General features: G+C 63.5%; 17 protein-coding genes and 1 pseudogene. 4 read left to right on the forward strand and 14 right to left on the reverse strand.

Going from position 1 to position 18,847, the window contains the following annotated elements; translation table 11 throughout:
- Positions 1-36: 36 nt before the first annotated feature.
- The 6 genes and pseudogenes from PRJ_RS15740 to PRJ_RS30425 form a co-directional block, all read right to left on the reverse strand.
- The gene (locus PRJ_RS15740) at positions 37-1,248 is read right to left on the reverse strand and encodes a beta-ketoacyl synthase N-terminal-like domain-containing protein (protein ID WP_104961899.1); all 1,212 of its coding nucleotides are present in this window, start codon (positions 1,246-1,248) and stop codon (positions 37-39) included.
- Complete coding sequence (locus tag PRJ_RS15745) at positions 1,245-2,543, reverse strand: beta-ketoacyl-[acyl-carrier-protein] synthase family protein (RefSeq protein ID WP_104961900.1); 1,299 nt, start codon at positions 2,541-2,543, stop codon at positions 1,245-1,247. Before PRJ_RS15745 ends, PRJ_RS15740 begins: the two co-directional genes overlap by 4 nt.
- The gene (locus tag PRJ_RS15750) at positions 2,540-3,454 is read right to left on the reverse strand and encodes a beta-ketoacyl synthase (RefSeq protein ID WP_104962887.1); all 915 of its coding nucleotides are present in this window, start codon (positions 3,452-3,454) and stop codon (positions 2,540-2,542) included. The genes PRJ_RS15745 and PRJ_RS15750 overlap by 4 nt, the downstream gene beginning before the upstream one ends.
- 169 nt (positions 3,455-3,623) lie before the next feature.
- Positions 3,624-4,898, reverse strand: coding sequence for a beta-ketoacyl-[acyl-carrier-protein] synthase family protein (locus PRJ_RS15755; protein ID WP_104961901.1), 1,275 nt, complete (start codon positions 4,896-4,898; stop codon positions 3,624-3,626).
- Positions 4,899-4,909: 11 nt separating this feature from the next.
- A complete protein-coding gene (locus PRJ_RS15760; RefSeq protein ID WP_010953688.1) occupies positions 4,910-5,479 on the reverse strand; it encodes an acyl carrier protein in 570 nt (189 codons plus the stop codon).
- Positions 5,480-5,916: 437 nt separating this feature from the next.
- Positions 5,917-6,054 (reverse strand): annotated as a pseudogene (locus PRJ_RS30425) (ABC transporter); the annotation flags it as partial.
- Between the two features lie 260 nt (positions 6,055-6,314).
- Between PRJ_RS30425 and PRJ_RS29855 the strand changes: the two are divergent.
- The 3 genes from PRJ_RS29855 to PRJ_RS15775 are packed head-to-tail and all read left to right on the forward strand — an operon-like array spanning position 6,315 to position 9,054.
- Complete coding sequence (locus PRJ_RS29855; RefSeq protein WP_147429981.1) at positions 6,315-6,710, forward strand: hypothetical protein; 396 nt, start codon at positions 6,315-6,317, stop codon at positions 6,708-6,710.
- A gap of 44 nt (positions 6,711-6,754) precedes the next feature.
- Entirely contained in the window at positions 6,755-7,942 is a 1,188-nt protein-coding gene (locus tag PRJ_RS15770) for an acyl-CoA dehydrogenase family protein (protein ID WP_004576530.1), read from the forward strand.
- Between the two features lie 8 nt (positions 7,943-7,950).
- Positions 7,951-9,054, forward strand: coding sequence for a sigma-54-dependent Fis family transcriptional regulator (locus tag PRJ_RS15775; protein ID WP_003253968.1), 1,104 nt, complete (start codon positions 7,951-7,953; stop codon positions 9,052-9,054).
- A 168-nt stretch (positions 9,055-9,222) separates the two neighbouring features.
- Here the strand turns inward: PRJ_RS15775 and PRJ_RS15780 are convergent, their stop codons facing one another.
- The 7 genes from PRJ_RS15780 to msuE all read right to left on the reverse strand — a co-directional run bounded on the left by PRJ_RS15780 (position 9,223) and on the right by msuE (position 16,216).
- On the reverse strand, positions 9,223-10,548 hold the full coding sequence (locus PRJ_RS15780) for an ABC transporter substrate-binding protein (RefSeq protein WP_104961902.1): 1,326 nt from the start codon (positions 10,546-10,548) through the stop codon (positions 9,223-9,225).
- 67 nt (positions 10,549-10,615) lie between these two features.
- Positions 10,616-11,683: a branched-chain amino acid ABC transporter permease gene (locus PRJ_RS15785; protein WP_003253970.1), complete on the reverse strand. Its 1,068-nt coding sequence runs from the start codon at positions 11,681-11,683 to the stop codon at positions 10,616-10,618.
- A 12-nt stretch (positions 11,684-11,695) separates the two neighbouring features.
- Positions 11,696-12,577 carry a branched-chain amino acid ABC transporter permease gene (locus PRJ_RS15790; RefSeq protein WP_012052698.1) on the reverse strand — a complete coding sequence of 294 codons (882 nt, stop codon included), beginning with the start codon at positions 12,575-12,577 and terminating at the stop codon, positions 11,696-11,698.
- The gene (locus tag PRJ_RS15795; protein ID WP_104961903.1) at positions 12,553-13,386 is read right to left on the reverse strand and encodes an ABC transporter ATP-binding protein; all 834 of its coding nucleotides are present in this window, start codon (positions 13,384-13,386) and stop codon (positions 12,553-12,555) included. The genes PRJ_RS15790 and PRJ_RS15795 overlap by 25 nt, the downstream gene beginning before the upstream one ends.
- Positions 13,387-13,395: 9 nt before the next feature.
- Positions 13,396-14,526, reverse strand: a complete 1,131-nt coding sequence (locus tag PRJ_RS15800) for an AMP-binding protein (protein WP_104961904.1) — start codon at positions 14,524-14,526, stop codon at positions 13,396-13,398.
- 11 nt (positions 14,527-14,537) lie between these two features.
- On the reverse strand, positions 14,538-15,629 hold the full coding sequence (sfnG, locus tag PRJ_RS15805; protein ID WP_014756375.1) for a dimethylsulfone monooxygenase SfnG: 1,092 nt from the start codon (positions 15,627-15,629) through the stop codon (positions 14,538-14,540).
- 26 nt (positions 15,630-15,655) lie between these two features.
- Entirely contained in the window at positions 15,656-16,216 is a 561-nt protein-coding gene (gene msuE, locus PRJ_RS15810; protein WP_104961905.1) for an FMN reductase, read from the reverse strand.
- Between the two features lie 338 nt (positions 16,217-16,554).
- Between msuE and PRJ_RS15815 the strand changes: the two genes are divergently transcribed.
- On the forward strand, positions 16,555-17,793 hold the full coding sequence (locus PRJ_RS15815) for an acyl-CoA dehydrogenase family protein (RefSeq protein ID WP_104961906.1): 1,239 nt from the start codon (positions 16,555-16,557) through the stop codon (positions 17,791-17,793).
- Between the two features lie 66 nt (positions 17,794-17,859).
- Here the strand turns inward: PRJ_RS15815 and PRJ_RS15820 are convergent, their stop codons facing one another.
- Complete coding sequence (locus tag PRJ_RS15820) at positions 17,860-18,846, reverse strand: ABC transporter permease (protein WP_104961907.1); 987 nt, start codon at positions 18,844-18,846, stop codon at positions 17,860-17,862.
- Between the last annotated feature and the right edge of the window lies 1 nt (position 18,847).

Here is an 18,847-nt window from a genome sequence, read left to right on the forward strand (position 1 = left end):
CAGTCATATCCCTTGAAAGTAAAAAAGAGGCGGTAGTCAGCGGCAGTCCTGAGTGACCTTTGCGCTGTAGTGCACTTGATAGGCGGCGCTGAATCCGTTGTCGTCGCGGTTCAGCACCAGGCAATGCGCAAGGCTCGCGGCGTGGGGCGCGCCCTGAATGAACGGCAGGTTCGCCACTGGCTGCTGCAAACCGGCAATCGGCGGCACGCTTTGGGCCTGCAATGCGCAACGGGCAAGCATCAGATCCACCAGGCTCGGCGCCGCGCTGAGAATGCCGTTGATCGCCAACCCGCTGGTGATGTGCGAGGCGCGCGCAAGGGCCAGCGTCTGGCACAACACGCGGTCTTTGTGCGCATCGCCGGTGCCGCTGCACACCAACACATCGGTTGGGCTGTCGGGCAGGCTCAAGCGACCGAGGGAGGCATGGGCCGTCATGTCGGCGAGGCACGCCTGAGGACCGGCCGGCAGGTCTTCGCGCCGGCGCAGCACCAACGCTGCCGCGCCCTCCCCGGCAATGCCGCCGGTGCCCCGAAGGTCGAACGGCAGCAGCGTGTTCGAGCCGTTGGCGCTGATGACACCCGCCTGGACCAACCCGGACAGCGCCAGGGCATCCAGCTCGCTGCCCGCGCCGACAACGATTGCCGCGTCAATTCGGCCAGCCTGCAAAGCGGCCGTAGCCTCACGCAAGGCTGCCAGGTTGCCGGCGACACCTTGCATATAGGCGTTGCACTCGCCCACCAGTTTCAGCGCCAGGCTGGTGACACCCAGCAAGCAGTTGCTCAAGCCTTTGAGCACCAGAAAAGGGTCCTGGGCACGGTCTTGCAGGATCCGTTTGGCGAACGCCGCCATGTCGGCGACGCCGTCCTGCCGACAGCCGTGCAACAACTCGGCATAGGATTCCAGAGACGGATGGGTGTAGCCGCCCTGACAGCAATACAAACCGAAACGGACATCCGGCTGCTCATCAGCCAGGCCGGCTTCTTCCAACGCCTGACGTACCGCGCTGACACCCCAGATCACTGCCGGCGTGCAGTAACGCTGAAGGTTTTGCGCAAGGTCTTGTCGGCTGCGTTGGTGGTCCTGATCCTGAATTTGCCCGAACGCCACCACGCGCTCGCTGCTGAACCGTCGGGCGTTCAGCGCCGTAATTGCACTGCGCCCTTCGGTTGCGGCCGCCCAAAAAGACTCGACACCCCAGCCGCTGGGCAACACGCAACCCGCACCGGCAATCGCGACCGCCTGTTTCATCGCGGCGCCTCCCGGTACTTGCCCAGCGCCAGTGAAGTGTTGAGGCCGCCGAAACCGAAGGAGTTGCTCAGGGCAACGTCGACCTTGCGCTTGACCGCTTGGTGGGCGCAGTAGTCGAGGTCGCATTGTTCGTCGGCATCCTGCAGGTTCAGGGTCGGCGTGACCCGATCATCCCGGCAGGCCAGGGCCGTGAGCATGAACTCCGGTGCTCCGGCGGCCGCAATCAGGTGGCCGAACTGGGATTTGTTGGCCGTCACCAGCAACCGCCGATAATGTTCGCGCTCGGCGAACAGGGTTTTGATTGCCAGGGTTTCGGCGGCATCGTTGAGGGGGGTCGACGTACCGTGGGCATTGATCAGATCGACCTGTTGCGGCGCCAGCCCGGCATCCGTCAGGGCCGCCTGCATCGCCAGCACCGCGCCCCGGCCCTGCGGGTCGGGTGCGGTGATTTTGTAGGCATCCAGGCTGCTGCCGAAACCCAGCACTTCGGCGTACGGCGTTGCCCCTCGGGCGAGCGCCCGTTCAAGGGTTTCGAGCACTACAAAACCGCCGCCTTCACCCGCAATCAAGCCACTGCGATGGCGATCGAACGGCCGACACAGTTCGGTGCCCCAACGCTGTTCGCTGCTGGCGGCGCCGAGCAGATACAGCGCGGTCATGGTGTCCAGGCTCAGCACCGAATCCGCGCCCCCGGCAATGGCCAGCTCGACCTCGCCGCGACGGATCATCTGGAATGCATTGCCGATGGCCTGGGACGCTCCCGCGCAGGCGCTGCTGACATTGATCACCGGGCCTTCACTGCCGATGCCATCGGCAATCACCCGCGCAAGGCGGTCGTTGCTCTGACACAGTGAACTGTCAGGATCGACCTGCGCCTGTCGCGCCATCAATTGAGCCCAGGACGGCGCCTGCGCCGGGTTATCCGCCAGGCTGAGCAGCATGTCCTGCAAACGATGAGCAGGTGCGCCGGACGCTGACAATACCGCCGCGCCACGCAACTGTTCGGGGCTCAGACCACTATCGGCAATGGCTTGGGTGGCCGCGACCCAGCCAAAGCGGGTGCGTTTTTCCAGCGACAATCCCCAGGCCGGATGGTCTTTCAAGTGTGCCGGCATCAAGCCCATATCCACGGGCGCTGCGTAACGCACGGGGAACGCACCCGCCTCGACGCCTTCCGGTTGCCATGGCCGAATGCAATGCTCGCCGGCCAACATTCTTTGCCACATGGACTGCCACTCGAAACCGAAGCCGGTGACGGCGCCCATGCCCGTGATCACGATCCGTGTGGGGCTCATGGGTAACTCTCCATTGTCTCTGTGTCCGACGACGTTCTGGCCAGCAGTACCGCGCCCCAATGCCCGCCTCGGCTATGTTCGAGCAACAGCGTGTAACGGCTGCAATCCAGTGCCCAGGTCACAGCGATTTCGCTGAGCAAGGCGCTGGCGCCCAAGTCACCTAGCAACGCCTTGGAGTGTTCGAGGGTGTGCCCCGATAGGCTAAACAACGCGGCAATCTGCGGATCCTGTGCATCGGCGACGACTTGCCCGATATCGTTGAGGCACAGTTTTTCATTGCTCAAAGCACGCTCTATGACGTCGCGACCAACCGCCAGTCCACGCTCGGGTTGCGCGCTGTAACCACGGGCAAACCCGGCAATACGCAACGCAGATTGAGCACCGCTGCCTGGGTTGGTCGTCAGCAACAGTGCCGCAGCACCTTCGCCGAAAACCCACGGGCCGGGGTTCACAGGTGGGTGATTCGTGTCACGCAGGTACAACGCCGGGGTGATGTTCGGACTGCTACTGACGACGACGGCAGCATCGGCACGGCCTTCGCTCAGATGGGCAGCGGCCTCCATCAAAGCATCCAGCCCCGCATTGCCCTGGGAGCAAAAACCGCCCATGGGCCCCTTGCACCGCAAGGCCTCAGCCGCGTGGGCCATGACGCTGCTGTTGAGCATCATCAGCGCATGCAGCGGCGGTGTGTGGGCAAAGAATTGCGCCAACAGGTCTGCCGGTTGTGCGCCAATGGCCTGCACTGCATCCCAGCACGAGCTGGGGCCATCCACTTCCGGAATGGCAGCGGTCAATGCGATCCGCTCGTCGGGCAGCTCCAGCCCACGCAAGGTCTCGGCGAGACGGCCGGCGCAATACAGCAGGCGCGCGCCCTGAGGCTCGAGGCTGCGGGACAGTCTGCGGTCGTACACACCCGCCGGCAAGGCGGGCGCTGCGACACAATGGGCCAGACGTGCCGGGTCGAAATCCAGCGGTTGCGCGGCCTGAGGTTGACTGTCACGAGGCGCACATTCAGTACCGGCAGCGTTGAGTACCGACGCCGCAGTGATATAAACAGCGGTTGAATTGGATCTGGTCATGTCATGCCCTGCCCAGCACCAACGAACTGTTCACGCCACCAAACCCGAAGGAGTTGGAGAGCACGACATTGATCGGTTGCTGCAACGGTTCGCAAAGGAATTTCAACGCCGGAAATTCGGATTTTTCCGGCTGAAAATTGAGGGTCGGCAAGGCCACGCCCAACTGAATGCTCATCAACGACAGCACCGCCTCAATGGCACCACTGCCGGCCAACGAATGCCCTACGGCAGATTTGTTGGCGGTGAACGTCATCTGCTCCAGGGTTTCGCCGAAGACCTGCACCAGGCCCAGGGCCTCGCAACGGTCATTGGCCTGTGTCGACGTACCGTGAACATTCACATGGTCCACAGCCGCACTGGTCAGTTCGGCATCGGCCAGGGCCGCCGTCATGCAGGCGGCATACTTGCTGCCATCGCGGCTGCTGGAGGTGATTTTCTCTGCCTCGCACAGATTCGCGTAACCCAGCACCCGGCCCAGCGAACAGGCCTGACGACGCTCGGCATGCTCGCGGGATTCCAGCACCAACAGCGCCGCCCCTTCACTCAGCACAAAGCCGCAGCGGTCCGGCATGAATGGCCGGCTCTGTTCTTGCGGGGAAAAGTCCACGCGCTGGCAGAGTGCGCCCAGCCCATCAAAGCTGTAGTAGGACAATTCATGGGCCATCAACTCCACCGCGCCACACAACGCCAGGTCGATCTCGCCACGGGCGATCGCTCGATAGGCGCTGCCGATGGCCATGGTGCCGGCGGCACAGGCATCGGAATGCGTGGAAATATGGTCACGTACACCCAGCCATTCGGCGAGATGGCGGGTTTGCTGATCAACCCGCCGGGCAAACGCCCCACCGCTGAGGGTGTGGTTATCCAGGAACTGGTCGAGATCGACCCGCCCCTGATCGTCCATGTAACGGCTGGCGTCCCGCAAATCACCGCTCACGCAATATTTGTTGGCCCCGACGAAAATACCGCTGGCGACTCGGGCAAAAGCGCCGTCGGCCAACCCGGCATGGGCCAGCGCCTGACGGGCCACGTAATGCGCCAGCCATTCCTGGCGGGAGGTGGTCTGCAGGTCGCCCGGAAAGGCCGCCGCGATGACCTGCCATTGTTGCTCATCGATAAATCCGGCCGCCGGGTTCGCAAACCCCAGTTCGACAAACGCCGGGTGCTGGCCAATGCAGGAACGGTTTTCGCTGATCGTCGTGAACAGCGAGGCCGCATCCAGTGCCGTGGGAGCCACCAGTCCATAGCCGGTGACCAGAACCTCTCGGGCCTGCATCAAGGCACCCCCTACGCCGAAGCCTTCAACTGGGCGGCCGCGTACTGCTCAACCAACAGACGCGAGATCGAGTCACCGTCCAGAGGGGTCAGGCGAGCACTGCAACCGCCACACACCACTTGCTGGCGTTCATTGAGTTGGGCATGAACCGCGCCACACTCAGGGCAGGTCTCGGGGAGGTAGTTGAAAACGTTATGGCATTGCTGCGCCCAGTTACGCACGGTGGTGGCCGAGAAGACATCGCCCGGCTGCATGCCCACGTGCAACTGGCCCGGCGCATAAGCACTGAGGCTCTGCTCCAGCAAGGCCACGCCGTCCTGCGTGATTCGGCCATTTTCGACAAACCGGGTGGCGTCGCCGAACACCGCTACCGCGTGATCCAGCACGCTGGTTTTCGGCAAGGTGCAACCGTACTGACGGCCCAGCTGGAAGCTCAGGTCGACGATGTCCAGCGAGTCGGCGCTGAGGTCGTCAACAATACTGCTGTGCTCTGTCACGTCGCCCCTATCCAGCACCAGCAACTGCGCAAGAATATCCTGTGTACTGCTGATAACGCTGTCCAATTCCAACGGATTATTCATTGAGTGTTTCCCTACAAAAGCCGCATTGAATGAATAAAGTCATCGGGCCAAAAAAGCTGTTTTGAGGCCAGATCTATCGGGGGCCGGGAGTCTAAAGTCTCCCCCTAAGGGGAGAGTCAACGTGCCATCAGTGCTTTTTGTGAGAAATCCCGACGCGCCCTGAAACCTTTGATTTATGCAGCTCAATGGGGCTTGGAGAGGGGTCGTAAAATGACAAAATCGATTGCTTGAAACAGCACGAAAGTTCCAGAAGTGGAATATCACCGTACCCGCAAGCACCAGAGGCACCCTGCGCAGCGGAACGGTTTTCTTCGGGTCGTGAATCTCGTCGATCAGTAGGTTATTGCCGCGTTCACCGGCTTGCCGATCAGGTGATAAACCAGCCCCGACGCAAAGCCGGCTATAGGCAACAGCCAGATGACCCAGCGGTGGGTGGTTGCCCGCGCAAGCCCGACACGTTGCTGCATGCCACCAGACAACTCGTGGGGAAAACGCTCGCCCCACGCTTTCAGCCCCACCGCCTGCAACTGCCGTTGTGCCGCTGCGCGTCGTGTACGCTCCGGCTCCCCTCGTAACGTTTGGTGACCGCGCGAAATTCCAGCGCGATAGCATGAATCGATGCAGAGCCAAGGGAGTCTGCGCTGACCCGCGCAGGGGTTTCCAAAGGGTCGTTGGCAATCAGTGGATATTTATCAGCGATCACGTCGCCCCCTGGGATTCAATGGATTCCAGGGCAACGAAGCAGACTCCATGCCAATCGGCCAAACCCCGCGTACTCAAGCGCGAGAAGGGTTCTTGTCATGACGGCATGGTGTTGAAGAGGCAGCAACATTGCATGGCTGCTGTTGTGTGGGAAACAGCGAGGAACACGCCTGCGGTCTCAGTTGATCGAAAGCTTTGGCAGCCTTGTGATGCCATTGCATTTGCAATGAACAGATATTCTACCAAGAAATATAAATATTATTTTTTATTATTTTTAGAGATATTAATCAACTTTTATACTTTCATCAGACCCGCGATGAATCGGGGTAACCGTGCTGGAGGGTTGAAGTTTCTTATGCCAACGTCATTGCCTACCTCCGGCCAATCCCAGGTGCTGTTGCAGCTGCACCCGCTGTTGAGTTTCTTCCAGCCTCTGCAGGCCCGCATCCCGCTAGCCGCAGAACGCACCGCAGCCCTCTTCCACCGCCAAGCGCATGTGCTGAGCAAATTGCCTGAGGCGCCGCTATGAAATTCCCCCTATCCGCCATCCCACCCGCCAGCGAGGAATGCCGAGTGACAACCCCTCTACGACCTGCCGTGCTCAGCCCCTTGCAGACTGCACGTCGCCTAGCTACGGCGTTCGCCGAAACCGCCGTCGAGCGCGACGAGGCCGGCGGCACACCCAAGGCCCAGCGCGACGCTATCCGCCAGAGCGGCTTGTTGGCGCTGAGCATACCCACCCAGTTCGGCGGCCTCGGCGCCAGCTGGAGCGAAACCCTGGAGGTGGTGCGCGAATTCGCCCGGGTCGACAGTTCCATCGCCCACGTCTTCGGCTTTCAGCACCTGATGCTGGCTACCGTGCGCCTGTTCTCCCGTCGCGATCAGTGGCAACCCTGGTTCGAGCAGACCGCGCGCAAGAACTGGTTCTGGGGCAATGCGCTCAACCCCCTGGACAGCCGCACCGTACTCACACGCTTCGACGGTTGGTACGAGTTTTCCGGCAAGAAGAGTTTCTGCTCAGGCGCCAGCGACTCGGAAATGCTGATTGCCTCGGCAGTCGATGAAAGTGCTGGCGGCAAGCTGCTGATCGCTGCCATCCCCAGCGGCCGGACCGGTATCACACTGCATGATGACTGGAACAACATGGGCCAGCGCCAGACCGACAGCGGCAGCGCTACTTTCGAGCGCGTGCGCGTCGAAGAGAACGAGATGCTTCTCGACCCCGGCCCGCTGAGCACACCCTTCGCCAGCCTGCGCCCGCTGATCGCCCAGTTGCATTTCGCCAACGTATTCCTTGGTATCACCGAAGGCGCTCTGGAAGAGGCCCGCCATTACACGTTGAAGGAAGGCCGCCCGTGGTTCCGCTCCAAAGCCCGACATGTCAGCGAAGACCCTTACATCCTGCGCCACTACGGCGAGTTCTGGGTCGGTCTGGAAGGCGTGCGCCTGCTGGTGGAGCGCGCCGCGACGCAACTCGACGCGGCCTGGCACAAGGAGCACGCGCTCGGCGCCGAAGAGCGTGCGCAACTGGCGCTGGCCATCGCCACGGCCAAGGTGGCGGCGGCACGCACTGGCCTGGACATCTGCAACCGCCTGTTCGAGGTCACTGGCGCACGTGCGACCCACGCCTCGCTACGCCTCGATCGCTACTGGCGCAACCTGCGTACCCAGAGCCTGCACGACCCGCTGGACTACAAACTCCACGAGCTGGGTGAGTGGGCACTGAGCCAGACGCGACCCACCCCATCTTTCTACTCATAGGAATCGCCATGCAGTTGCTGACCCTCCCCCCTTCGCCGTCACTGGCCACCTCGATCCGGGCGACCGCACAGGTCTTCGAAGACGCTAGATCGCAGGCGCTGCTCGCCCACCTGCAACAGGTCGCCCCCAGCGAGGCCAGCGTCCTGATCATCGGCGAGACCGGCACGGGCAAGGAGCTGGTCGCACGCCACATACACAACCTCAGCGGACGGCGCAACGGCCCCTTCGTCGCGGTGAACTGTGGCGCCTTTTCGGAGTCGCTGGTAGAGGCCGAGCTGTTCGGCCACGAGAAAGGCGCCTTCACCGGCGCCCTGGCGGCCAAGGCCGGCTGGTTCGAGGAGGGCAACGGCGGCACGCTGTTCCTCGACGAAATCGGCGACCTGCCCATGGCCATACAGGTCAAGCTGTTGCGCGTGCTGCAGGAGCGTGAAGTGGTGCGCCTGGGCTCGCGCAAGAGCATCCCCATCGACGTGCGCGTGGTCGCCGCCACCAACGTGCAACTGGACAAGGCCATCGCTGCCGGCAACTTCCGCGAAGACCTGTACTACCGCCTCAACGTGGTCAGCCTGCAACTCTACCCGCTGCGAGAACGCCCGGGCGACATCCTGCCGCTGACCCGACACTTCATCAAGACCTACTGCAACCGCCTGGGTTACGGCGAAGTGCGCCTGTCCCCCGAGGCCGAACGCAAGCTGGTGAGCTACGACTGGCCCGGCAACATCCGCGAGCTGGAAAACGTCATCCACCACACCCTGCTGGTGTGCCGCAATGGCCTGGTGCAGGACGACGACCTGCGCCTGTCGCACCTGCGTATCGAGCGCCAGGACAAGTCGCCGGTGAGCACCGCCGAAAGCGCCGAAGAGCAGTTGCTGCGTGCCTTTCAGCGCCTGTTCGAGGAGCAGGCCGGCAGCCTGCACGAGAAGGTCGAGGACACCCTGCTACGCAGTGCCTATCGTTTCTGCCACTGCAACCAGGTGCACACGGCCAGTCTGCTGGGCCTGAGCCGCAACATCACCCGCGCCCGACTGATCGCCATCGGCGAACTGGTGGTCAATCGGCGCCGGCCAGAGCCCCAGATGCGCCCTGAGCGGGCGATACAACTATCAATCTGAGAGGCCGCCACGAACGATTGCCCCCCTTGCCAACTGCGCCAAGAGGGTTGCGAAGGACAGAAGCGCATGGCCGCGCCAAATGGCGAATCGCAACAGACTGGAAGCGGCGCCCGAACTGCGCAGGGCTGAAGACAGGCCGGGGGGACGCCACCGGCCCTGCCCGCGCGATCAGCCTTCCTGGCTGCAATCACGCGGGGTGATACCCTTCTCTATGGCATATTGATGCGACGAGGCCTCGATGATCGGCCGCAAAAACGCGCGGTCGGCCTGTACCCAGTCGCTGATCAGTTTCCACTTCTGCCCGTCCCACTGCTGGAAGCGCACCGCACCACCGCCTTCATGGTCGGAGCAGGACAGTTTCAGCGGCTGCACCAGCCCCTTGGCACCGAGTGCCTGCAGGCGGGTATCGTCCAGGTTCAGGTGTTCGAAGCCCCAACGCACCTGCTCGCCACTCAGCGGTTGCCTGCCGAACTTCTCCTGAGCCAGACGCAATGCCTCGACGTTGAGGATGCCGTTGACCACGCCGAGGTTGTAGTAAACGGTGCCGAAGCGCTTCGGATCGGCCAGGTCGCCTTGGCCCTTGTCCACCACCGCCTGTTCGATGCCCTGCAGCACCGGGAACTCGGTACCGGACGGATGCGTGGTGATGGCGATGAAGCCCTTGGCCGCGGCACCGGCAGGCGCCGCGTCTTCCTCGGAATTGCTCCAGATATTGCCGATGATGCGGTCGGCAGGGAAACCGACCTTCTGCGCAGTCTTCAGCGCCACCGGGTTCATCACGCCCCAGCCGCGCAGGATGACCCAGTCCGGCTTCAGGCGGCGGATGTTCAGCCACTGCGATTGTTGCTCGTTACCGGGGTGCGGCACCTCAAGCAGGACCAACTCGAAACCGTACTTGTCCGCCAGGGCCTGCAGCACCTCGTTGGTTTCCTTGCCATAGGGCGAACCGTGAAAGAGCGTGACGATCTTCTTGCCCTTGAGGCCCTGCTCGCCGCCTGCCTGCTGAGCGATCCAGTTGACGATGGCCGATACCTCGGAATAGGGATTGAGCTGCAGCGGGAAGACGTAAGGGAACACGCTGCCATCGGTGGAGTCGGTACGCCCATGGTTGATGGTGATCAGCGGCAGCTTGTCGGCCGTGGAGCGTTCCAGGGTGGCATACGCGATACCCACCGACAGCGGATTGGTGGCGGCAGCCGGTGCGCCGTTGAGCCCACCCTTGAGGCGCTCGTAGCACTCCACCCCCTTCTCCACGACGTATTCAGTCTCGCACTCGCTCCAGGTCAGCTTGACACCATTCACGCCGCCTTGGGCGTTGACGTACTTGAGGTAATCGATAAAACCACCGAAGAAACCGGTGCCACCTGCGGCATAGGGGCCAACGCGGTAGCTCTGCAGGGGGAAATACTGTTCGTTGGCCGCGTGCACGTTGAGTGCACCGGCCGCTAGGCTCACGGCCAGCGCCAGGCGGCCGAGGACGGATCGGGTCGACATCGTGGTTATCCTTTACAAATCAGTGGGCAGTGACATAAGGCGGGCGAAGCCCGGTGCGAAGGTTCGCTCAGTGGCGCAACGGCCAACGCCGAGTGCGCTCGCGAAAGCGTTGCCAGAGGCGCGCCAGGCCCTCCGGTTCCTTGATCAGGAAGATGATGATCAGCGTGCCGAAGGCCATCTTCTGCAGGTTCTCTATCTGTCCGGCATCGATCAGCCCGGTCGGCAGCAACCCGGCCAGGTTCGACAGCAGCACCGGGAACAGCACGATGAAGGCGGCGCCGAGGAAGTTCCCGAGGATGCTGCCCAGGCCGCCGATAATGATGATGAACAGGATCTGGAACGAGCGGTTCAGGTCGAAGCCGTGTGGCTCCACCGTGCCCAGGTAGGTGAAGGCCCAGAGCGAACCGGCCACGCCGAGGTAGAAGCCGCTGATGGCAAAAGCCAGCAGTTTGGTCTTCAACAGGGGGATGCCGATCACTGCGGCGGCGGTGTCCATGTCGCGCACCGCCATCCAGTTGCGCCCCAGTTCGCTGCGCACCAGGTTGGCGCCCAGCCAGAACAGCGCGCTGACCACCGCCAGGGTCAGCAGGTAGCGCCCGGCCGGCGACGAAAAGTCATACCCGGCCATCAGCAGTGGCGGCGCGCTGATCACCCCCGAGGCACTGTCGTTGCTGAACCAACTGAAGCGGGTCAACGCCCATGGCACGAAGAACTGCGCCGCCAGTGTCGACACCAGCAGATAGAAGCCCTTGATGCGCAGGCTCGGCAGGCCGAACACCACAGCCACCAGCGCCGCCACCAGGCCGCCGAGCAGCAGGCTGGCGAGCAGCGGCAGCCACGCCACGCGCAGCTCGAAATTATAGGCCGCGAAGGCACCTACTGCCATGAACGCCGCCGAACCCAAGGACAGTTGCCCGGCATAACCGGTCAGCAGGTTCAGCCCTAGGCCGGCCAGCGACAGCAGTAGAAATGGGATCAGGATGGCACTGAACCAGTAATCGTTGCCCAGCAACGGCACGCCGATGAAGGCGAACAGGACCAAGGCCGCCAGGCCCAGCCGATCCTGGCGCAGGCGGAAGAATCGTCGGTCGTCGGCGTAACGCACGCTGAACTGGCCCGCTTCTCGATACAGCATGATCGACGCTCCTCAGACTCGCTCGATGGCGCGCTCGCCGAACAGCCCAGCCGGACGCACCAGCAGGAACAGCAGGGCCAGCACATAGGGAAACCAGTTTTCGATGCCGCCGCCGATGAGCGGCCCGAGATACACCTCGGCGAGCTTCTCCGAAGCGCCGATGATCAGGCCGCCGACGATCGCCCCGCTGATCGAGGTGAAGCCGCCGATGATCAGCACCGGCAGGGCCTTGAGCACCACCAGCGAGAGCGAAAACTGCACCCCCAGGCGCGCGCCCCAGAGCAGCCCGGCGACCAGCCCGACGAACCCGGCCACCGCCCAGACCACCGCCCACACCCTCGGCAGGCGGATACCGACGCTCATCGCCGCGCGGGGATCGTCAGCCACCGCACGCAGCGCCAGGCCGATGCGCGTGCGGTTGAACAGCAAGGACAGTAGCACCACCAGGGCCGCCGCCGTTGCGGCGGCGAACAGGTCGAACTGCGACAGCAGCAAGCCACCCAGTTCCAGCGGCGCGTCGCTGATGGCCAGCTCCAGGCCGTGAACCTGAGCGCCCCACAGGGCCTGGGCGGCGCCCTCGATGATGTAGGCCAGGCCGAGCGTGGCCATGAACAGGGTAATCGGCGAACGCCCGACCAATGGCCGCAGTACCGCCCGTTCGATCAGCAGCGCCAGGGCGATCATCGTCGCCAGGGTGACGAGAAAAGACAGCCAGAACGGCACGCCGCGCTCCAGCAGGCTGACGAAGGTCAGCGCGGCGAACAGTACCATCGCCCCCTGGGCGAAGTTGAACACACCGCTGGCTTTGTAGATCAGCACGAAGCCGATGGCCACCAGGGAGTACATCACCCCGGCCAGCAGGCCACCGATCAGCACTTCGAAAAAGAATGCCATGTCGCGCTCCTGTGTGGGAACAGCCCCGAAGCTGCCGCCGGCCGGCCACCCAGATAGGCCGCGATCACGTCGGGGTTGCGGCGAACCTGCTCGGGGGAGCCGTCGCCGATCTTGCGGCCGTAATCGAGCACCACCACATGGTGGGAAATGCCCATGACCACGCCGATGTCGTGCTCGATCAGCACCACCGTCATGCCGAACTCACGGTTGATCTCGACGATGAAGCGGCTCATTTCGCGCTTCTCCTCGGCATTCATCCCGGCCATCGGCTCGTCGAGCAGCAGCAAGCGAGGCTCGGCGGCCAGCGCACGGGCCAGCTCGACCCGCTTCTGCAGGCCATAGGGCAAGGTGCCAACGATTTCGTCACGCCACGGCTGGATGCGCAGAAACTCGATGACCCGCTCGGCGGCGGCGCGTTGGCGATCGTCCTCGCCCGGCGCGCGGCCGATGCGCAACGCCTGCTCCAGCCAGGAACTGCGGCGCTTGAGGTTGCGCCCGGTGAGCACGTTGTCGAGCACGCTCATGCCCTTGAACAGCGCGATGTTCTGGAAGGTGCGAGCGATGCCGCTGCGTGCCGCTGCATGTGGGTGCATCACCCGACGCTGCTGCCCGGCAAAACGAATACGCCCCTGCTGCGCCCGGTAGACGCCATTGATGATGTTCAGCAGCGAGCTCTTGCCCGCGCCATTGGGCCCGATCAGCGCACAGATCTCGCCTTCGGCGACGCTGAAGCCGATGTCGCTGATGGCCTTCACACCCTTGAACGACAGGCTGATGCCCTCCAGCTCCAACAACGGGGAATTCGACATGAACACTCCTCAGACGGGCTGAACCCGGCTTTGCGACCGAGCAGCGAGGGATGAACGAGGGCTGCGCACGGCCTGCCAGCGGGGCGCCTCCCGCCAGATACGCGGCGCCACCCCAAGGGCGGCGAAGAACGCCTGCACCTCGCCCGGCAGGGCCTCACCGACCAGCAGCGGCACCCGGGTGCGGCTCAGGCCCAGCACATCGCGCAGCGGCCGACGCAGCAACACGTGGCCAAGGCCGTTGCGCAGCAACCCACCGCGCGCGTCAAGCGCCCATTCCAGCCCGCGCCGCAGCAGGCTGCCCGGCAGCGGTAGACGCTGTTGCGCCAGTGCATACAGGCGGCCGTAGCTGTCGTGGGTGCCGAGTACCAGGGTCGGGCCGAGTTCACGGCGGTCGGTGTCGCGGGTCGCCAGGCTCTCCGGAAAATTCATCCGAAAGCCTGCCAGCAGCCAAGGCGCCAGCAGGTAGCGGGCCTGGCCGCTGGTGGCGAAGTTGCGGGAGGCCAAGGCTTCCTCGGCCGCCGTCAGGCGCTCCTGTTCGACCAGCCGACGCCCCTCGCCCAGCACCTCTGCATGGCTGAGCCCGTGCTGCTGAACCTGGCCATCGGCATCCAGCCGGTGAAAGCTGAACGCTGGGCGCTCGCTCTGCGCCTGCACCGGCAAGGCAGGATCGGGCAACTGCGCGGCCAGGCGAGCGTAATTAGGCAACCCGGAATCCGCCAGGCCACGGCCATCGGCGTAGAACAGCAATGCCGGCACATGACCGCTCGCCAGCACCCGCTCGACCTCCTCCTGACCTTCGGCAAAGACGAACCCGGCCTGCAGTTCACGCAACAGCGTCAGTTGCTCCGTGTCGGTCATCAGCGGGTCGAGCAGTGCCGCGACGCCGCCCAGCCACTGCGCCGCCAGGCTTGCCAGCAGCGCCTCAGGGCGCGGCCGGCTGACGATCAGCAGGCTGTCGCCGACCGCGAAGCCGGCCTCGCGCAGCCCGGTGGCCAGGCTCTGCACCTCGGCCAGCAGTTGCGCCCAGCCGCGCGCCTGCCACAGGCCTAGACGCTTGTGGCGCAACGCAACGTCCGCCCCACGTTGATGTGCCCGGGCCAGCAAGCTGGCCGGCAGGTTGTCCGCGAGCGCCTCATGCATGGCCACGCACCTCAGGCCACAGCGAGGGAGGCATGCTGCTCCTGCTCCAGTTCGCGCACCAGCGGCAACACATGCTTGCCGAAGTATTCGACCTCTTCCTGGAAGTGCAGGAAGCCGGAGAGGATCAGGTCGACGCCGACCGCCTTGAGCGCGACGATGCGCTCGGCGATCTGCCGTGGCGTACCGATCAGGTTGGTCTTGAAGCCGTCGTTGTACTGCACCAGGTCTTCGAAGGTCGACTTGGCCCAATTGCCCTCGCCTTCCGGGCTGGCCGCACCGGCGTTCTTCACTTCACTGCCAAAGCCGTTGACCGCCTCCGGGTCGGCCTTGGCGATGATCTCTGCCAGCACCGCGCGGGCCTCTTCCTCGGTGTCGCGGGCGATGATGAAAGCGTTTACCCCGACCTTCACCGAATGCCCGTTGGCCGCTGCCTTGGTGCGGATATCGTCGACCTGGGTCTTGATGCCCTCGACACTGTTGCCATTGGTGAAGTACCAGTCGGAGACCCTCGAGGCCATGTCGCGCGCGGCCCGTGAGCTCCCGCCCTGGAAGATTTCCGGGTGCGGTTGCTGCAGCGGCTTGGGCTTGAGGGTGTAATCGTTGAAACGGTAGAAATCGCCGTGGAAGCTGAAATTGTCCTGCGTCCAGATGCCCTTCAGCGCACGAATGAACTCCTCGGATCGGCGATAGCGCTCGTCATGGTCCAGCCATGGCTCGCCGATGGCGCGGAACTCGCCCTTGAACCAGCCGGACACCACGTTGATGGCGATGCGGCCCGCGGTGAACTGGTCGATGCTTGCCAATTGCTTGGCTGCCAATACCGGCGTCCAGGGTCCGGGCAGGATCGCGGCGATCACCTTGAGTTTTTCGGTGGCGGCCAGCAGCGCGTGGCTGATGGTTACCGACTCGTGCTGGTTGTCAGCGCCATAGCCGGCGGTGAAGCGGATCTGCGAAAGCGCGTACTCGAACCCGGAACGCTCGGCAATCTGCGCCAGCTTGCGGTTGTAATCGATGTCCCAGCTGGTGCGTTGTTCGATCTTGCTGACAACGAGGCCACCGCTGACGTTAGGAACCCAGTAGGCGAATTTGATCGGTTGGCTCATGGCGATGTCTCCTGTAACTCGGAAAGTCAGGCCGCGCGGGCGACCGGGATATGAAAGAAGGCGCCGACGGTATCGAGTACCCGCTCGATCCGTTCGAGCTGCGCAGGGTCAGCCAGGCGCTGATCGTCGAAAGACTCGACACTGGCGTACAGGCCGTACGGCAGGGTGTGGGCCTGGAAGAAAGCGAATAGCGGGCGCAACTGGTGATCGATCATCAAGGCATGTCGCTCGCTACCACCGGTGGCGGCAAGCACCACGGGCACGCCCTTGAGCGACTGGTAATCGACCAGGTCGAACAGGTGCTTGAACAAACCGGTGTAGGACGCGCGATACACCGGGCTGCCGACCAGTAGCAGGTCGGCTTGCTCGATGGCCTGCAAATGCGGTTGCAGGTCAGCCGAGGCGCTATCGCGCTCCAGCGAACCGGCCAGGCTGGCGGACAACTCGGCGATGCGCACCCAGTGCACCTCCAGCTTCGGCAACACGGCCGGCAGCCGCTCCACCAGGGCCTGCAGCAGACCATGGGTGCGTGATGGAGCCCGCAGGCTGCCGGACACCACCACGACCCTGATAACACGTGCGTTCATGCTCATCCCTCCTTGCCCAGCGGGCATTACCTGAGGGAGCTTCAGCAGCAACCGTGCCAATCCATAAAAATCTTTAAATTCAAGTACTTGAACGCTAGCGCTAGCAGCCTGAACTGTCTTTTGGCCAACAAGCTGTTGAACCACTGACCCTCGGCCAACAGTTGCCCCGGAAAACGCAATTGACCGCCCACCAACAGTCATTCAGCAAGCTGTCGGCGAGCGAACAGCCCGCCCCACCAGAATGATCACAACCCATTGATTTAAAAGGCATTCACTGCAAGGCACGAAGTTTGCGAGAGCATCGCCGTCAGCAATCGCATCAATCGAGGAGAACTGCGATGACCGCCCAAGCCCCACTGCCCCACCTGTCTACCGGTACCCACTACGAATCCCTTGCCGCCCGCTTCCGCCCCATCTTTACCCGCATCGCCGAATCCAGCGTGGCACGCGAGCGCAACCGCACCCTGCCCCATGAGCCCATCCAGTGGCTCAAGGAAGCCGGCTTCGGCGCCGTGCGTGTACCCGTCGAACAGGGCGGTGCCGGCGCTTCCCTGCCACAGTTGTTCCAGCTGCTGATCGAACTGGCCGAAGCGGACTCCAATGTGCCGCAGGCACTGCGCGGGCATTTTGCTTTTGTCGAGGATCGCCTCAACGCCCATGCCAGCACCCCACAGGACGTCTGGTTCAAACGCTTCGTCGACGGGGATCTGGTGGGCTGCGCCTGGACGGAGGTGGGCGCAGTGAAGATCGGCGACGTCAGCACCCGGGTGTCGCGCCAGGGTGATCAGTGGGTGGTCAATGGCACCAAGTACTACAGCACCGGCAGCCTCTTCTCCGACTGGATCGACCTGTTCGCCCGCCGAGACGACACCGGTGGCGACGTGATCGCAGCGATCCGTACCCACCAACCCGGGATCACCCAGAGCGACGACTGGGATGGTTTTGGCCAGCGCACCACCGGCAGCGGCACCTCGGTGTTCGAGAACGCGGTGGTCGAGGAAGAGAACATCATCGACTTCGCCACCCGCTTCAAATACCAGACGGCCTTCTACCAACTGGTGCTGCTCGCCGTCATCGTCGGTTCCGGCCGCGCCGCCGTGCGTGACTTCAGCCAGGAAACCAGCAAGCGCACGCGCGTGTTCAGCCATGGCAATGGCGCAGCGGTAAGCGAGGATCCACAGGTATTGCAGGTTATCGGCAAGGCCTCCGGGCTGATCTACGCCGCCGAGGCAGGCACCCTGCGCGCCAGCGAGGCCGCGCAGCAAGCCTACCTGGCGCGTTTCGGCAATGACAAGAACGCCGAGCGCAAGGCCAACATCGCCGCCGAACTGGAATCGGCCCAGGCCCAGGTGGCGGCCATCGAATGGGTACTGCGTGCCACCAGCGACCTGTTCAACACCCTCGGCGCCTCCGGTACCAGCACCACCAAACAGCTCGATCGCCACTGGCGCAACGCCCGTACTGCTGCCTCGCACAACCCGGTGATCTACAAGGAACGCATCATCGGCGACTGGCACGTCAATGGTAGCGAACCGCCCTATGTCTGGCAGATCGGTGGCGGTGCCAAACAGTCCTGAAAGCATGGCCTGGGGCACACCCCCAGGCCTCGTCACGACACTGGCGTTTCGCCCGGAACGCCAGAACTAGCCAGCGCCGAGTCGCCGACTGGCAAAACTGAACAGCAGAACCGAGAGAATCAGAACGCCGGTGGCCACCTGCTGCCAGAAGAAATTCCAGCCGATCAGCAGCAGACCGTTGGCCGTGACGTTGAGAAATAGCACACCGAGCAGTGTACCGGGTACGTTGACCCGGTTGTGCAGGCTCAGCGTGGCACCTATGAAGACCGCACCGATGGCATTCATCAGGAAGGCATTGCCGGACATCGGCGCGTAGGCGTTCACCGTGGCCGGCAGCAGGATGCCCGCCAGCGCGCTGGCAAAGGCACTGGCGATGAACACCAGGGCAGCGATACGTCGCTGCGCCAGGCCCGAATAACGCGCCACCAGTGGCTGGCTGCCAAGGACGATGATCTCCCGGCCTAAGCGGCCACGCGCCAATACCACGCCATACACCAGCGCCAACAGTGCCACCAGCAGCAAGGGTAGCGGCACGCCGAGCAAGCGCTCACTGGCCAAGCCGCTGCGCACCTGCGCCTCCAGGTAGATCGGTTGTCCGCCATCGGAAAGCAGCTTTTGCACGCTGCTGCCAATGAACAGCGTGCCAAGGGTGGCCAGAAAAGGGGAAATACGCAGCCCGGCGATCAGCCCGGCATTGAACAACCCGGCCAGGCTGCCAGCCAGCAGCCCACCGGGAATCGCGACATAGAGCCCGAAGCCGGCATTGAGCAGCAGGACGAAGGTCAGCGCCGAGAAGTCCAGCGCAGTGCCGACTGACAGGTCGATGCCACCCGCAGCGATGGCGTAGGTCATGCCGATGGCGACGATGGCCAGCAGCACGAAATTGTTCAATAACAGGCTGGACAGGTTGCCGACGGTGAGAAAGCCGGGTGCCTTCAACGCGAAGAACAGTAGAACGGCGGCGAACAGCGTCGGCATGACCAGGAGCAGCAACGCCCGGCCAGAGAGCCCGGTCAGACCGGCAGGCTGCGGGGCGGATAACGAATCGGACATC

The sequence above is a fragment of the Pseudomonas sp. XWY-1 genome (genome assembly GCF_002953115.1).
In the GTDB taxonomy this organism is placed as follows: domain Bacteria; phylum Pseudomonadota; class Gammaproteobacteria; order Pseudomonadales; family Pseudomonadaceae; genus Aquipseudomonas; species Aquipseudomonas alloputida.

Excerpts from the sequence above, each read along its gene's own strand:
- PRJ_RS15740 (WP_104961899.1), bottom strand. The coding sequence starts at position 1,248 with ATGAAACAGGCGGTCGCGATTGCCGGTGCGGGTTGCGTGTTGCCCAGC.
- PRJ_RS15745 (WP_104961900.1), bottom strand. The coding sequence starts at position 2,543 with ATGAGCCCCACACGGATCGTGATCACGGGCATGGGCGCCGTCACCGGC.
- PRJ_RS15755 (WP_104961901.1), bottom strand. The coding sequence starts at position 4,898 with ATGCAGGCCCGAGAGGTTCTGGTCACCGGCTATGGACTGGTGGCTCCC.
- PRJ_RS15760 (WP_010953688.1), bottom strand. The coding sequence starts at position 5,479 with ATGAATAATCCGTTGGAATTGGACAGCGTTATCAGCAGTACACAGGAT.
- PRJ_RS29855 (WP_147429981.1), top strand. The coding sequence starts at position 6,315 with ATGGCTGCTGTTGTGTGGGAAACAGCGAGGAACACGCCTGCGGTCTCA.
- PRJ_RS15775 (WP_003253968.1), top strand. The coding sequence starts at position 7,951 with ATGCAGTTGCTGACCCTCCCCCCTTCGCCGTCACTGGCCACCTCGATC.
- PRJ_RS15780 (WP_104961902.1), bottom strand. The coding sequence starts at position 10,548 with ATGTCGACCCGATCCGTCCTCGGCCGCCTGGCGCTGGCCGTGAGCCTA.
- PRJ_RS15785 (WP_003253970.1), bottom strand. The coding sequence starts at position 11,683 with ATGCTGTATCGAGAAGCGGGCCAGTTCAGCGTGCGTTACGCCGACGAC.
- PRJ_RS15790 (WP_012052698.1), bottom strand. The coding sequence starts at position 12,577 with ATGGCATTCTTTTTCGAAGTGCTGATCGGTGGCCTGCTGGCCGGGGTG.
- PRJ_RS15795 (WP_104961903.1), bottom strand. The coding sequence starts at position 13,386 with ATGTCGAATTCCCCGTTGTTGGAGCTGGAGGGCATCAGCCTGTCGTTC.
- PRJ_RS15800 (WP_104961904.1), bottom strand. The coding sequence starts at position 14,526 with ATGCATGAGGCGCTCGCGGACAACCTGCCGGCCAGCTTGCTGGCCCGG.
- sfnG (WP_014756375.1), bottom strand. The coding sequence starts at position 15,629 with ATGAGCCAACCGATCAAATTCGCCTACTGGGTTCCTAACGTCAGCGGT.
- msuE (WP_104961905.1), bottom strand. The coding sequence starts at position 16,216 with ATGAACGCACGTGTTATCAGGGTCGTGGTGGTGTCCGGCAGCCTGCGG.
- PRJ_RS15815 (WP_104961906.1), top strand. The coding sequence starts at position 16,555 with ATGACCGCCCAAGCCCCACTGCCCCACCTGTCTACCGGTACCCACTAC.
- PRJ_RS15820 (WP_104961907.1), bottom strand. The coding sequence starts at position 18,846 with ATGTCCGATTCGTTATCCGCCCCGCAGCCTGCCGGTCTGACCGGGCTC.